Source organism: Phormidium sp. CCY1219, from assembly GCF_035615515.1.
GTDB lineage: Bacteria > Cyanobacteriota > Cyanobacteriia > Cyanobacteriales > Laspinemataceae > CCY1219.
In genome coordinates this window covers 17342-33232 of the sequence record NZ_JAJENT010000650.1, presented here as the reverse complement: position 1 = coordinate 33232, position 15891 = coordinate 17342, and the positions used below count along the sequence as shown (strand labels likewise).

9 protein-coding genes and 1 pseudogene are annotated in these 15891 nt (G+C 50.4%); 1 reads left to right on the top strand and 9 read right to left on the bottom strand.

All coding sequences use genetic code 11. From position 1 onward, the window contains the following. Nucleotides 1–110 precede the first annotated feature (110 nt). Nucleotides 111–1062: pseudogene (locus tag LKK83_RS18785) on the bottom strand (IS630 family transposase). 75 nt (nucleotides 1063–1137) lie between these two features. Then, nucleotides 1138–2526 carry a sensor histidine kinase gene (locus LKK83_RS18780; protein ID WP_324632807.1) on the bottom strand — a complete coding sequence of 463 codons (1389 nt, stop codon included), beginning with the start codon at nucleotides 2524–2526 and terminating at the stop codon, nucleotides 1138–1140. 322 nt (nucleotides 2527–2848) lie between these two features. Here LKK83_RS18780 and LKK83_RS18775 point away from each other — a divergent pair, with 322 nt between their 5' ends. Then, complete coding sequence (locus LKK83_RS18775) at nucleotides 2849–4270, top strand: hypothetical protein (RefSeq protein ID WP_324632806.1); 1422 nt, start codon at nucleotides 2849–2851, stop codon at nucleotides 4268–4270. 1124 nt (nucleotides 4271–5394) lie between these two features. Here the strand turns inward: LKK83_RS18775 and LKK83_RS18770 are convergent. The 7 genes from LKK83_RS18770 to rimO form a co-directional block, all read right to left on the bottom strand. Further along, a complete protein-coding gene (locus LKK83_RS18770; protein ID WP_324632805.1) occupies nucleotides 5395–7230 on the bottom strand; it encodes an ABC transporter ATP-binding protein in 1836 nt (611 codons plus the stop codon). Between the two features lie 231 nt (nucleotides 7231–7461). Further along, on the bottom strand, nucleotides 7462–7644 hold the full coding sequence (locus LKK83_RS18765) for a hypothetical protein (RefSeq protein ID WP_324632804.1): 183 nt from the start codon (nucleotides 7642–7644) through the stop codon (nucleotides 7462–7464). Nucleotides 7645–7819: 175 nt separating this feature from the next. Then, nucleotides 7820–8299, bottom strand: a complete 480-nt coding sequence (locus LKK83_RS18760) for an orange carotenoid protein N-terminal domain-containing protein (protein ID WP_324632803.1) — start codon at nucleotides 8297–8299, stop codon at nucleotides 7820–7822. 80 nt (nucleotides 8300–8379) lie between these two features. Continuing rightward, nucleotides 8380–8529, bottom strand: coding sequence for a hypothetical protein (locus LKK83_RS18755; RefSeq protein ID WP_324632802.1), 150 nt, complete (start codon nucleotides 8527–8529; stop codon nucleotides 8380–8382). A 16-nt stretch (nucleotides 8530–8545) separates the two neighbouring features. Next, on the bottom strand, nucleotides 8546–12181 hold the full coding sequence (locus tag LKK83_RS18750) for a two-partner secretion domain-containing protein (RefSeq protein ID WP_324632801.1): 3636 nt from the start codon (nucleotides 12179–12181) through the stop codon (nucleotides 8546–8548). Between the two features lie 310 nt (nucleotides 12182–12491). Next, complete coding sequence (locus LKK83_RS18745) at nucleotides 12492–13943, bottom strand: DEAD/DEAH box helicase (protein WP_324632800.1); 1452 nt, start codon at nucleotides 13941–13943, stop codon at nucleotides 12492–12494. A gap of 397 nt (nucleotides 13944–14340) precedes the next feature. Continuing rightward, on the bottom strand, nucleotides 14341–15696 hold the full coding sequence (rimO, locus tag LKK83_RS18740) for a 30S ribosomal protein S12 methylthiotransferase RimO (protein ID WP_324632799.1): 1356 nt from the start codon (nucleotides 15694–15696) through the stop codon (nucleotides 14341–14343). Between the last annotated feature and the right edge of the window lie 195 nt (nucleotides 15697–15891).

The window sequence follows — 15891 nt, the reverse complement described above, 5'->3', positions numbered from 1 at the left end:
AATTCCCCCTTTAACTTCAAGATAGCCCATCCTCAATCCCTTTGTCAACCCCTTGGGGGAACAATTTTCCGTTTTCTAACGCTGTGCAGAACCTCGATATATAGCGCTTCTCAAATAACTGTAATACCATAACAACAATGTATGAACCAGTTTTTTAGGTCTTTTTCCGAAACCGTCGCCAAAGCTTTTTCCATAGCTGATTGTAATTCTTGATAAGTTCTGGGCTTCAGAGACCTTAGACTAGATTTCACTTTAGACCAGCAGTTCTCAATCGGATTAAACTCCGGAGAGTAAGGAGGTAAAAATACTAGTTTGGCTCCAACTTGCTCGATTGCTTTTTCAACCTCTTCTCCTTTATGTATGGTACTATTGTCGAGGACTACATGAGCGCCATTCCAAAGCTTTGGCACTAGCTTATTCACAACAAATGCTTCAAAAATAAACCCATCTGCTGCTCCTCATAGGTTAATGTAAGCTAAAATACTTTGATGACTAATTGCCCCAATACTGGAAACATTTTTTCTTCGCTTTTGAGGACGTTTTCCTCTGGCTCTTTGACCTTTTTTTGCGCGACCATTTAACCTGATAAAAGCCTTTACGCCCACTTCATCGATGAACCCTAAGTCTCTGACTGGAACCGAGCGAATTTCATTCCAAAATTCTCTTCTTAATTTTTGGACTCTTTCACTTTCTTTTTCTGTTGGATGAGTGGTTTTTCTTTTCCAAGTAAAATTTAGCTTTTTAGTCATCCTCCCCATTGTCACTCGACTAATTCCAATCCCAGTTTTTTCTTTAAGTAGCTCGCAGAGTTCCTCTAAAGTAGCGTCATTGTTCTGTTCTATTAATTCTGCCAAAATTTCTAGTTCCTGCGGTCGCAATTTAAGTTTGACCCCTCCGCTAAAAGGCTTTGGTGCTATTTCTCCTGTTTCTCGATACTGCTTTAAAAGTTTACTGACAAAACTTTGAGATACTCCAAATCCTAAAGCCAGGTCAAATTGAGAAATTTTTTCTCTTTTATAGGCATCTATGATTTTTTTGTAAATCTCTGGAATAAGCTTTCATCTTATAATTAGGCGCTTGAACTACTCTCTGCATCCTACCACATTTATTTGAGAACCGCAATACCATAGGACTTCCCTATTTTTTTGCCTGTTCTGGTTGGCAGGTGGGAAGGGTGACGGTGACGGTTGTGCCGAGGTTCGGTTGACTTTCGACGCGAATTTGACCGTGATGGTTTTGCACGATCGCCTGGGCGATAGCTAATCCCAAACCGGATCCGCTGGATTCGCGTTGGGGCGATCGCTCGTGGGGGTGACTTCTTGCTGGATCGACACGATAAAAGCGATCGAAAATCTGGGATAGGGATTCTAAGGGAATACCAATCCCATTATCTTTTACTTGTAGTTGCAAGGCGGTGCAAGTTTTCTGACGATATAAAATTCGGGAACAGTACAATTTTACCTCAACGGTGCCGGCATTGGGGGTATATTGCAATGCATTGCCAATCAAATTAGTCACTAATCGCGCTAACTGATTCCAGTCTCCTTGCATCGCGAAGGGATTGTCAGATTGGCGCGATTCGAGTACGCCCGCTTCGCTGGATTGGGGTGGGAAGGAAGGTTCGACGATATCGAAGGATAAGTCAATCTTTTTTTCGGCGGCGATCGCTGCTTGTTCTTCAATAACTTCCATTACCACTGCATCTAACGCTACGGATTGCCAACTGGGTTTTACCATTCCGCTATCTTGTCGCGCCAGAAATAGCAAATCGTCTACCAATCGCCCCATGCGCCGGGTTAATCGTTCTACCAGTTGCAATTGTTGGCGGTGGATGGAGGAATTGAAGTCCGGATCTGCTAAAGCAACTTGCACGTTGGTTTGAATGGTAGCAATCGGGTTTCTAAGTTCGTGGGATGCGTCGGAGGTAAATTGCTTTAAGCGCTGGTATGAGTCTTTCACCGGGGCGATCGCTAATCCCGAGAGCAACCAGCCAATCGCGCCGACGCCAATTGCCATTAAGGTACTGCCAATACTTAAATCTACAATTAACTGACGAATCGGTTTGGTCACTTCAAACCAGGGATGACTGACGCGCAAATAACCCACCACTTGCTCTTTGATTTTTACGCGATCGGTCACTTGTCGCAATAACTGACCTTTAGCTAATTCTACGGTTTCGCCACTGCGCTTTGGATGTAGGGGAATGTCCAACGGTTCCCATAAAGTAGACCAGAGCAATTCGCCGGTGGGACTAAACCATTCTAAGTCGATGTGGTCGTCTTCTACAGTTTCGGCATTGTTGCGGAAACTCGCTACTAAGTTAACGGTGTATTGATGAGTGATAGGGTCTTCTTCGATAGCTAAAGACCTTTCTACCACTTCCACCACATGCTTGAGGGTATCGTCTATTCGTTCGATTAAGGTACTCCGCACGTAAGTGTAAAATCCGGTAGCAAATACCAGCAGCAACACGGCGGTTACGGTGGCATACCAAATGGCTAAGCGCCTGCGCGTTTCTTGAAACATGTTTAACGGATGGGAGTCACTTTGCTGTTCAAGGAGAAATTGAGAATTAACATAAAGGAATACGCAACCAACAAGCGGAAAGGATTTTTTTCGCATAGCGCGTTGCTGTCAATTCACCAGTGCTTCTCTTATTGTACGATAGAAATGGCCGATGAGCGAATGGCGCTTTATTGCGGTACTCATGGGGGTGAGTTGTTGAGTGGGTTTCTGGATTATTCGGGGAAAAGCGAGGTTAAGAAGGATTTGATAAAGTTCTCAGTCCAGTAAAAACTGCGATCGCGCCACAGCCAACGAAATTTACTCTAAGTTAGGGAGGGTTTTCATGCAGTTGTCTTGGCGCGGGTTTATTTTATCTGCTTGTTCTGTAGGTTTGGTAGTGGGGATTGTCGGGACTTTAGGGGAGGATATTCAATTGATGAGCGATCGCCAATTGGCACAAGCGCAAGGGAACAATAATTTAGAGGTGTCTACCGCCTCTTATCTCGGTGGTTCTGAAGATGATATTGCGGGGGCGATCGCGATTGCGCCGGATAAAACAATTGTCCTGAGTGGCAGGATTCCGGGGAACAATTTTGGTAAAACTCCGATTAATTTACTCGGCGGTGGTGATGGGGCGATTCTGCGAACCGATTCTACGGGCAAAAGGATTTTATCTCTAACTCGTCTGGGAAATATTATCGACGATTTAGCGATTCATCAGAATTCGGGAAATATTGCTGCTGTGGGGGATTTTGGGGTAGCATTATTAGACTCGCAAGCACAGGGTATTTTGTGGCATATGCCATTAGGAGAAGGGGGTGGGGCAAAAGCGAGTAATGGTCGGCGAGTGGCGGTGGGAAATGATGGTACGGTGGCGGCGCTGTTTCGGAAAAAAATATCGGTTTTTGACCTAAGTGGCGCACTGCTGGGAGAATTTTCGGTTTCCGGTAGTTTTGTGGAAGATTTGGCGCTGGATAGCGAAACGAATTCGATTATCGTGACGGGGTACAGTCAAAAAGATGGGGGCGGATGTCGCCAATTGCAGGTAGCATTTATTCGCAGTTACGATTATGCGGGAAATCTGAATTGGCGGAATTACGATTGGACTCATGCGGAGGCACATGGGGGGAATTCTTCTTGTGCAGATACCCGAGGCGATCGCGTGATGATTGGTGCAGACGGAATGCTCTATTTCGCTGCTGAAAGCGCTGGGGGAAATACGATTTTTCGCTATCACCCGCAAGATTTATCCCGCGATGCGCCGAATGTAATTTTCGATGCTTACAATCATCCTTATAATACGGCATCGAATCATATCACCTATTATGCTAGACTCCAACCGACAACGGGGGAAATTGAAAAGGGGCAGTTTCACTTGTCGCGGCGCAGTAATGGCAAGGGAAATACTATCGTACCGAGAGCGATCGCGGCGGATGAAAATGGTACGTTGTTTGTCGGGGGCAGTTCTGCGGCAATTTTTGCCGATCGCAACGAAGCGAGGATTTCCGGTCAGCTTGGGTCTTATGCTGCTTATGACAATTTCCTCTTATCCGTTCCTGCGGATTTTAGTTCGAGACTCTTTACAGTCAGTTGGAACCAAGGATGCGCGGGGGAGAATCAAGTGGTGGGAATTGCTGCTGCTTATGGCATGCGAGCTATGATTTCCAATACTGCCGGATGCGAGATGATAACCGTTGACCCAATTCAAGCCACTCCGCAAGGAGAAAGGGAAATTTTGTACTCGGTTTGGTCAGCAGAGTTCTAATCCTAAATTCCCCGATATTGAGGATTAGCAATATTGGGGTTAAAGGATGAGAGATTTGACAATCTATGGTTTATAGATTGAATGAATAACTCACGCGATCGCATCTTATCGGTCATTCGCTTACAGTTGGCAATCTGCATAAAGCCGATTGCAGTATCACAATATTTTACGGCTAATTGATAAGTTTACCAGCAAAAAAACTGAAAATAGATTGAAAATTTTGAACTTATTCGGAAAAGCCGTAAAGAATTGTAAAAAAATAATTGCGAACGATTGCAATAAGGAACGAAAAATCAATACTTTCGGGGCTTGACACCGAAACGCAAAAAAAGTATAGTGGAGATATGATGCCCTTATTTTGACTAAATTAGGAAAAAATGTCACTTCAATCGCCAAAACCCCTATCAAACCGTTCAAAGAGTGGAGAGAGATGGGGGGGATTCTCCCGGGCACAAGGGCGTATGACGCATTAATTTTTTGAGGGGTAAAGGCGAGAGAGTGGACAAAATGACGGATTTAGTTTATAATTAACGACCTTTTTAGCAAAATATGGGGTAAAAAGAGGGTCAAAGGGCGATCGCTCATTCGCTTACAATTGGCAATCTGCATTGGCGCAATTGTACTGTAACAATCTCTATACCAATTGAGAAGTTAGTGGGGGACGAGCAAGATCCATCGAGGAATCACTTTCAACCTTGCGCGGAACATGGGTATAAAAGTTGTGACAAGCAAGTGGACGGGATTGCAATAACGAAGAAAACATCAAAGACTTCGGCGGTGCATCGGGCAAAGCCAAGACTGTACGATCGCGCTATAATATCTCCATTCTAACGGTCTAAATTGGCAAAAAATGCTCTGACTATTGCCAAAACTCCTATTTTTGCGATCGAGATGCGGCCAGAGAGAGGATATCCGCTCAAACCCCAACTGAATCCGGGAAATTTGAAGTGGCACAGGGACAAGCGATCGCGGGAACCGCGACTGCACTCACAGAACCATAAACCGTCCCAAATAGAGTATTTTTGCACAACTATTTTTTAGGGTTTGATGAAATTTCCTATTGACTCAATATTAAGCAAATTTAGGGATATTTTTTTACGGTTAACAACCATCCTGTTTTCCCTTTATTGATAGCCCGATGCCTGAATTGAAAATAAAGTGGCATACCGTCCTTTAGCTTGCAATAACTCTTGATGGGTTCCTTCTTCGATAGCTTTCCCTCCTTCCAAAACCACAATTTTATCTGCCATTCTCACCGTAGAAAAACGATGAGAAATTAGCAGCACCATTTGATGTTGCGTCAGGGTTCTAAACCGCTCAAAAATTTGTAATTCCGCTTCAGCATCCATTGCTGCTGTGGGTTCGTCCAGGACTAAAATATCCGCTTTTTTTCGCATAAAAGCCCGCGATAGGGCGATTTTTTGCCACTGACCGCCGGAGAGTTCGGTACCGGATTTAAACCAGCGTCCTAATTGGGTATAAAACCCCTCCGGTAGGGTTTCTATAAACGGTTTTGCCATGCCTTTTTCAGTGGCAATTTTCCAGCGCTGGTAGTTTTCCAAATGTTCTACATCCCCCACGCCCACATTTTCGCCGACGATGAATTGATAGCGGACGAAATCTTGAAAAATCACGCCTATTCGGCGGCGCAGCACCTCGATATCCCAGTGGCGCAAGTCTAATCCATCCAGGAGAATGCGTCCTTCTGTGGGTTCGTAAAGGCGGGTTAACAGTTTGATGAGCGTGGTTTTTCCCGACCCATTTTTTCCGACTAAGGCGAGTTTTTCTCCTGGTTTCAAGTGGAAAGAAATGTGGGTTAAAGCGGGTTGGGTTGCGCCGGGATAGGTAAAGGAAACGTTCTCGAAACGGACGCCATCCTGGGGAATTGTGCCGCGTTGGGCAGTTCCTTGGGATTGAGAAACGTCTTGTTCGAGAAATTCGTAGAGATTGGAGAGGTAAAGGTTGTCTTCGTACATGCCCCCGATCGCGCTGAGTGCCCCCGAAAAGGTGGTTTGTCCCTGACGAAACACCATTAAATACATGGTCATATCCCCGAGGGTAATTCGACCCGCGATCGCTTCGATGGCAATCCACGCATAGGTCGCGTAAAAGGCGGCGGTACTAAACAATCCGAGCAAATATCCCCAAAACCCTCGCCGCAAGGTAAGATTGCGGTCTTGGCGATACAATCGATGGAAAATCTGGCGATAGCGGTTGAGAAAGACGCGACCGAGTTGATATAATTGCACCTCTTTTGCGTAGTCTTCCCGGGCGATTAAAGTTTCGAGATAGGTTTGCTGTCTCGTTTCCGGCGATCGCCAGCGAAATAAGCGAAATGCTGCCCCCGCAAACCGGGTTTCGGCGATAAATTGCGGAATTGCCGCGATCGCCAGCACCACTACCGCCCACAGGGAAAATTGTAACAACAACCCGCCATAAGTCACCAATGCGAGGACGTCTTGCACCAGCGTAAACGTGCGATTGACAAAACTCAAGGGTCGATTGGATGCTTCTCGCCGCGCGCGAGTCATTTTATCGTAAAATTCGGAATCTTCAAAATGAGACAGAGACAGTGTGAGTGCTTTTTGTAAAATCAATTCATTCACTTGCTGTCCCAACAGTACCCGCAACAACGATTGCGAAACGCTCAACCCGCGCTGAGAAAAGGTCAGCAACGTCACCGCGATCGCTTCTAGTCCCACATACGCCAGCGCCATTCCTGCTTTTCCCCCCGTCTGCGACGCCGCCACCACGCTATCTACAATTAACTTACCGAGATAGGCGATCGCTGCGGGTAACAATCCCCCCGCCACTGTAAACACTGCCAAAATTATCGTCAGGGTGCGGTTCGTACTCCAAACTAACCCCACTGCTTTACCGCTATACTGAAACGCAGATAACGCAAAGCGCAGATTTTGCCACATATTACTCCAGGGGTTGAGTGCTCTGAGACGTCTCATCGATCGCAATTCCTATCCAATTCCTTTTCCAACATACAAGCAAATTGGCCAATTGGGAATTAGATCGGCAAGTCTTGCGCAATTGGGAGTCAATCCAACCAGCGCACCAACACCCTTTCCCGCCTTCTCGCCACACTGCAGGGGAAAAGCGTTTTTTGCCCTTGAATCTGCTCCTATCCGGCGATCGCATTTCCCCTTTGACATCTTCCCCCCACATCAAAGACCTCGGATTTAAACCCTCGAATTTTCCAAAACTTCTTCTCCGGGAGGTGGGGGGTCGGTATGGGGTTTTCGCATAGCAAACCAGGTGGTTAAAAAATATAGCCCCAGGGCGATCGCGGGCAGCACAAAAATGAGCGCCAGTTTAAAAAAGCGTTTTTGATACCAAATCTCTTGTGGTTCTTCTTCATGCATGAAAAGATTCTCCCTGCTTCAACTTCATCTTATTGTAAAAGATAAAAGATTAGGGCGATCGTTGCCAACCCTAACCCTACTCATCCCATGTTTGCAAATTAACCCCGCCAATTGCTTGACAATTAGCGGGGCGAGACTTTAAAATGTTATAGTCCGCTAGGAGTTAGAGCAATCTCTACACTCGCGCGCCTTGTGCCGGTGGGGCACCCATTTCCAGTACGGAGTCGCGCAAGAAGTCGATTTGGTCGTTAAAGTCCATCGCTTCGACTTCCCCTAACAAGTTGGTTCCTTCTGTAGGCAGTTGGTAATTTTCTGGCATGGGAATGATGGTTCCTGCTTCCATTCCTTGGGCCAAATAGTACCAGAACGCCAATTTTGTTTCCGGACTCAAGGAACCGTACTCGCGACTGAACTCCGTGCTCTTGCGATTGGCAATATCGCGCTGAACCTGCAGTTGTTCTTCATGGGATAATTGCTTCACGCGATTGAAGAGTTTGCCGGCAATTTCGCTACCCGCCGCCCCGGGCGCTGCTGGGGTAACGGATTTCCCAATTTTGGTGTAGACGAACCACAAAAAGGCCAGTTGATTATCGATGCTCAACCGTTGAAAAATTTCTTTTGCTTCCGCTACAGTATTAATATTCGTAAAACTCATATAAGACCTGTTGACAACTTCATCGAAAACGCAGTTTTACAAACTCAGTTGCAAAACCGCTTTACATTTCTTAATTAAAGTTAACAAAAAAACGCTTCTGCAGCGATCGCACTGCGGAAATAGATGCGATCGCTGCCAACTCTCTCGAAAGGAATAAATACAAAAAACCCCCGCACCCTGGAAGGCTTTTTTTGATATAATATCCACCCCATTTTTGTGGTAAAATGCACCCGAATATCGCTCCATTCACTGGCGGAAAGGGCTGTTACAATTCACCGGGGGGAACAACCCGGGCGGTGGTGTGGGAGTGGGCGAACCGGCAGTTAGCACCACTTGACCTTTGGCGTTGAGTCGCCATCCGCGCGCCTCAATCACACTTGGGGCAGAATAGTGCGAGTTGGCGGCATCTTCCCCCGTTTCCGGAGTCTCAGACTGGGGATTTTCAGCAGAGGAACCCCGATCGCCGAGGTCTACCATCGGTCTGCGCGGCGCGATCGCATCGTTAGGACTGGGGGGCAAACCACCGCTTCCCGAGAGCACAAAGGAATTTTGCCGATACTGGCGATCGCGACATTCTTGTGCCACCAAGCGCGTCACATCCACCACATTTTCCGACAACTGCACTAACCCCACCGTCGGATTCACATCAGGGGTATTAATCTCCACCACCCCATCGAATTGCGGCCCATTCGCAGAAGTTGCCGTAATATCGCTAGTGAAAGGAGACCCTTCCCGCCGACTCTGCGCGCCAAAAATCCCTTCTGCGCTGACAATCACTTGACCCCCAGACGCTTGTTCCGCATTCGCACTAATATCGCTATTGTTCAGGGCCACTAAATTCTCAGTGGCGATCGCGATATTCCCCCCAGTTGCCCTTCCCGTAGCATTCGTGGTAATTTGACTGTTATTGCGTAACGCCAGATCCGCAGTAGCGATCGCAATATTACCCCGATCGCCACTTGCCGTTTCCGCCGAAAGCGACGCCCCATCGGACAAACTCAGGCGATCGCCCGCCTGTATGACAATGCTACCCGCCGCCCCAGTCCCAGTGGCGCTAGTCACAATTTGAGCGCGATCGCGCAACTCCACCCCGCCGGCATTCACCACAATCTCACCGCTGGAAAACGCCGTGGTCGATCGGGCGCTCAACACTGCCCCATCCAAAATTTCCAGCGCCTCCGTTCTCACACGCAACAGTCCCCCAGCACCCCTGGCATTCTCCTCCGTACTGGTAAACAAACCGCTGGAAAAACCCCCCTCCCCATCAGTTCCCGCCAGCGTCACCCGTCTTCTCACTTGCACCTCAATGTTCCCCGATGCCCCCTCACCCCGGGTTAGCGCTTGGATGCCCGCGCCATTGGTCACGCTTAGCACATCCGCCGCCAGAGCAATATCCCCCGCATTGCCCACCGCCGTGGATTCTACCGTACTGGCCAAACCGCTAAAATCCCCCAAGGCATTCACCCCATCCAGTCTCGCCTCAGACACCCTCACGCGAATGTCGCCAGAATTGCCCTCACCTCGGGTAAGCGTTTGCACCTGCGCCCCCTCGATCGCCGATAATCGGTTCCCTTGCAGTTCGATATCCCCCGCATTGCCCACAGCATCGGTTTCCACCGTCGTAAAAATCCCCGTACTCGCACCTTCGCGACCTAACCTTGACGGGAGGGGCGGCGGTGTGGGTGTCGGCGTTGGTGTGGGTGTCGGCGTTGGTGTCGGCGTTGGTATCCCAGGAGGTCCGATTTGTATCTCCAGATCCTCCACCAAGCTCACCGGCATGACAGGTGAGACGGGAAACGCTTCCGTATTGGGAGTGGGAGTTTGCCGCCGATCGCTCCCTTCCAGGGCAATGGACTCTTGCATTGCAATCGAGATGCTGCCTGCATTTCCCCGTTCCCCGTCGAAGATACTGGCGGTGATTTGCGCGCTATCGGTCAGCGAGAGCGATCGCCCGCCCAAGGTAATCCCCCCGCTATTGCCACTGGCACTTCTCTCACTCGGACCGATACTGCTGAAAATCGCAGTACCAACCCCCGAGATGGCCATATCCTCTCGCACTTGCACCGCTACCGCCCCCGCATTCCCTTCGCCGAAGGTGGCGGCGATCGCCTGTGCCCCATCGCTCATACTCAGCGATCGCGCTTCAATGGCAATTCCGCCACTATTTCCCCCCACGGAATTTTCGCCAACGGTACTGAAAATCCCGGTTTCCGCACCGGATAAGGATACCGACTCCTGCGCTTGCACGGCGATCGCGCCTGCGGTTGCCGGTCCGGAGGCGATCGCTTGCAATTGTGCCCCCGCGACGAGAGATAGAGTGCCGGCCTGAATCTCGATGCCGCCACTGTTGCCTAACAACACATTGTTTAAAATCCCCGTATCCCTGCCGCGCAGCGCTACGGTGCCTTGCGATCGCACGACAATTTTCCCCGCATTGCCATTTCCCCGGTTGCTGGAAATCAGTTGTGCCCCATCGCTCATATTCAGCGATCGCGCTTCAATCTCGATTCCCTCACTATCGCCAACCCCCGCGCCGGTCACATTCCCGAATATTGCCGTCCCCGCGCCGGAAAGGGTGACGGTATCGTTCACCCGCAGGGAGACTAACCCGGGATTACCTTCGCCGGCAGAGTTCGACTGCAATTGAGCGCCATCGCCAAGGGAGAGCGATCGCGCCTGGATATCGATACCGCCGCTATTGCCAATTCCCGTATAAGGGATAGTGTTGGACGTGCCGCGCATCACGTTACTAAATATCCCGGTTCCCGTGCCAGTGAGTTCGACGGCTTCCCCGACTCGCACCGAGACGCGACCCGCATTGCCGCGTCCGTAAGTGAGGTTGCTCACCTGCGCTCCATCGCGCATGGAGAGAGACCGTGCCCGCAGTTCGATGTCGCCGCCGGTGCCCAGGGCGTTATAGCCCAGTTGATTGGCGATCGCGCTGGATGCTCCCAGGGTCAAGGTTCCCGTGGCATCCACGGTGATGTTCCCGGCGCGGGCGTTCGGCGTCTGGGAAAGGCTCTGGATGCCGGCGATCGCCTGACTGCCGCTCGCCATCTCGATATTTCTACCTTGAAGTGAGATTTCGCCGCCGCCATCGGCAATTGTTGTGAGGGTAACTCTATCGGCCAGAGCGATATCTCTGCGTTCGCCCTCTCCGAGCTGCAATGAATGCTTCTCACTTACCATAATATTGGTAGAGGAACCCGAGGCAGCAAGTGTTATATTACCCCCCACCGCCACCAGGTTTCCTCCCGCGATCGCGATATCTCCCCCCGCCAGAGCCAAGGTTTCTCCCCCTGGCACCTGCAAGTTCGCCCCGGCTATTTCAATTCCCGCTACATTGTTTCCATACTGCAGTCCCACCGGAATGCTGACCGTGAGCAGGGGAGTGTCGGTTTGCGCGTCTCCCGCCCGGAATTCGCTACCATCGGCAAACACAACCGTATTGGCGGTGGTTCCGAGAAAGGAACCGCCGATATTTAATGCGGCGTTGGGACCGAAAATAATTCCATTGGGGTTGAGGAGGAATAAGTTGGCCGTACCGTTGGCTTGAATTACGCCATTAATGTTAGAAACATTTGCGCCGGTCACGCGGGTGAAAATCGTTTGAATTTGTAAGCTGTTATCGAACCATGCGCTGTGATTGGTGGGAACGTTAAACTCTTTGAAACTGTGAAACAAATTGCTCCCCGATGAAGTGCCGCCGGTGATGACAACTGTTGTCCCCTCTGGGGTGACAATGGAATTGGCGGGCAGGGTGCGATCGGGAACGATTTGCGCTCCTGTGGGTAAGGGGAGGGTGAGAACGATCGCAAATTCGAGGGCGATCGCGCTCCTCCAGGTTCCCCGGATGATTCCTCTGGCATGAATTCTGTTCATAAATTCACCGGGAATAAAGAACGATACAAATAGGATATCTTATCTGCAAGCGTTGCGATCGCCACTCTAGAGCGTCAGCTCAGTGGAGCCTCCGGGAGGGCGTTCCCCCCTGGGGGGAAAGAGGAATACCCCCTGAGTTGCACATACGATCGCTGCGGCTCAAAAAAATAGTCGGCTGCAGTGTTGCTGCAAACCGACTGAGGTTAATTGGGTTTTGATCTAGAAATGCGGTATCGAGCCTCTCTACTGGGGGGATCGTTGCCCGGGGAAGTACGGGTTCCCCTGGGCCGATCGCGGATGCTCGAGTCCTCTATTGCCGATCGCCGATCGCTTCGCGCGAAGAGACCTTCGATTTTTTGGAGCGTTTGATCGGTTTCGGCGTGGGACGCGAGGAGCGCCGAGAGTTGCGGCGAGGTCCTTTGCGATCGTAGTATTCTTGCGGCGGATCTTCGTCGTACTCGTTCGCCCAGTTGGGTCGCGTACCATCGTAGGCCATTTGCAACGCCGCCGCCGCGATCGTGTGCGGGTCGTATTCTTCGCTCAACTGTGCCACAATCGGCAAGAAGGAGGCCAGACGTTCGCCGCTGAGGGCTTCGCGCACCTGAGTTTGCAGTTTTTCCAGATGCCTTGCCTCGATTTGCGCCCGGGTGGGAATCGAGCTGATTTTCAGATTTTGGCGCATGTGACGCTCGATTTGCTGCAGTTTGCGGCGATCGAACGGCTGAATCAGGGAGATGGCGATCCCTTCGCGACCGGCACGACCGGTGCGTCCGATCCGGTGGACGTAGCTTTCCACGTGATCGGGCAAGTCGTAGTTAATCACATGGGTCAGGTGGTCCACATCCAACCCTCGGGCGGCGATATCCGTGGCCACGATCCAGCGCACCTGTTGTTTGCGGAAGCGAGAGATCAAGCGTTCCCGCTGGGACTGGTTCAAGTCGCCGTGGTATTCATCCACACTGTGACCTGCCCCTTGCAGTTGGCTGGTCAGTTCGGCGGCGGACCGTCGGGTGCGGACGAAGACGATCGCCGCTTCCGGTTCTTCTAATTCGAGAATGGGCAGCAGCGATCGCGATTTCGACCAGCCCCGGGGCACCATGTACACCCGTTGCTCGATCTGTTTGGGCGCTGCTTTCCGTTGCTCGATTTTCACCGTCACCGGATCGCGCATGAATTTCTGCATCAATTTGCGAATCGACGCATCCATCGTGGCGGAGAAAAAGGCCGTCTGACGCTCGGTGGGCGCTTTCGCCAGGATTTTTTCCACGTCATCGATAAAGCCCATGCTCAGCATTTCGTCGGCTTCATCCAGGACCAAATGGGTCAGGCTATCCAGGTTGAGTTTATCCCGATTGAGCAGGTCTAGCACTCGTCCCGGCGTTCCTACCACAATCTGGACGCCGCGTTCCAATCGCTGAATCTGGCGCTCGATGGAAGACCCACCGTACACGGCGAACACCCGCAAGCGGCGATCGCCATTCAAATCCCGCATCGCATTACACACCTGCATCGCCAGTTCCCGCGTCGGGGTCAGGATCAGGGCTTGCACTTCCCGGTTCTCGATATCGATCTGCTCCAGGATTGGCAGAGAAAACGCCGCCGTTTTCCCGGTACCGGTTTGTGCTTGTCCTCCCACATCTTCCCCCGCCAGGAGTTTGGGGATTGCCTCTTTTTGAATTTCTGTGGGTTCTACAAACCCTTTTTTTTCTAAGTGTGTTACGCGAGCTTCTGAAATCCCAAGACTTTCAAATGTAACTGTCATTTATTCTCCTACAAACGTCTGAGTTTTGGAGCTGCTTTGAAGCAGCGAATACCATTTCTCTTTTTTTGAAGCTACATATTGCAAGAGGTCAGTTGTTCGGGGTACAGAGCGCGTAAACTTTCCATGTAGCTCATCAAACTAGATATGGTATTTATACTGATTGACATCAGCAGATTGTCTGTGTTACTTTTCGTTGCTTTCTCCGAATTCGGTATCGCAACGATCGCTAACTTTCTTTTCCACTCGCACCGCACTCACGGCTGATTGACAGCGGTGAAGGTGCCTTGCGAGCTTGTCTTTAACAGTCTTTTAAAATCGCATTCAATTGCTTTGGCTTCTGTCAAAGACGGTTTTGATGGTTCACACCCTTCTCGGTTGCCCCTGACCTTCTCAGGCGTTAGAGCATCCGCGCGGGTTGTCTTTGCACTAGGTCTGCTGCTGTGGCAACATGACCGTACAGGTCGTAAACATCTGCATCATCGATCGCCACTGGCACCATCGATCCTAATCGAACGTTTCCCCGAACGTACACGACCCCATCCACTTCTGGGGCAAATCGCGCCGATCGCCCGATTGATTCTCCCGTAGCTGGGTTGTGTTGCTCGATCGATACATCGACCACTTTTGAGATTTGCGCTTGATTTTTTTTCCAAGAAATCGGCTGTTGCGCTTGCATCAGGATATCCCGACGAGCCTCCATCACGTCTGGCGACAGTTGGTTCGGCAGATTGTACGCGGGGGTTCCCTCTTCTGGGGAAAACGTGAAGACACCCACATGGTCAAATTCATGACGCCGAACGAACTGCAGCAAATGCTCGAAGTGCTCGTCCGTCTCGCCTGGGAACCCAACAATAAAGGTGGTTCGCAATACCGCATCCGGTAGCGCTGTTTTAATCTTCTCTATAATACTATCATTTACCCCCGCTTGCCAAGGACGATTCATCCGTCGCAGCACTTCCGGATGGGAGTGTTGCAAGGGTAAATCCAAATATGGCAACACGTTGGGCGTTTCCCGAATCGCCGCCATCACTTTCGGCGTCAACCCCGTGGGATAGGCATAATGAATCCGGATCCACGGCACGTCCACCTCTCCTAGGGCGCGCAGCAATTCCGCTAATTTCGGTTCTCCGTAAATGTCTACCCCATAGTTCGTGGTGATTTGCGAAATTAAGATTATTTCTTGCACCCCTTCTGAGGCCAATTGTTTCGCTTCCGCCACAATCGACTCGATCGGACGCGATCGCTGATTTCCTCTTAAATGTGGAATAATACAAAACGCGCAGCGATAATCGCATCCCTCCGCTACCCGAAGGTACGCCACCCCTTCGGTGGTCGTCCGGTAGCGCGGCGTGGTCTCGTCGGCGATGTAAGTCGGTTCCGCTGAAACCTCCTTGACTCTTTCCCCGGTTTCCACCCGTTCGATGACTTCTACGATTTTGTTATAGTCCCCTGTGCCCACCAGCGCTACCGCTTCCGGTAATTCTTCTAATAGCTGCTCTTGGAAGTGTTGCGCCATGCAGCCAGTAATGACAATCTTCTTCTCCGCCTCCGCTAATTCTACCAGGGTGCGAACGGATTCTTCTCGGGCCGCTTGGATAAAACTACAGGTATTGACGATGACGTAATCTGCTAATTCTTCATCGGTATCCACTGCGTAGCCTGCTTGTGCTAGCAGACCCAGCATGTGTTCGCTATCAATGCGATTTTTCTCGCAGCCCAGATGAGAAATTGCAATCGTTGGCTTGTTGCCCATGCAGTTAATCTTGGTTTGACTTATTCTAATGGTTCTCCCGGTCGAGCAATTCTGCTCCGACTAACGTTGTTATGTTTATTAAACTACAGTATAGCCCGCTTCGGTCCTCATGCTGTCAATGGCAATCCGTTCCCGCCATCGAGCCTCTCTGTATCCTCTATCTCCTCCAGCGCGCGCCTTGCGGCTTCACGAACG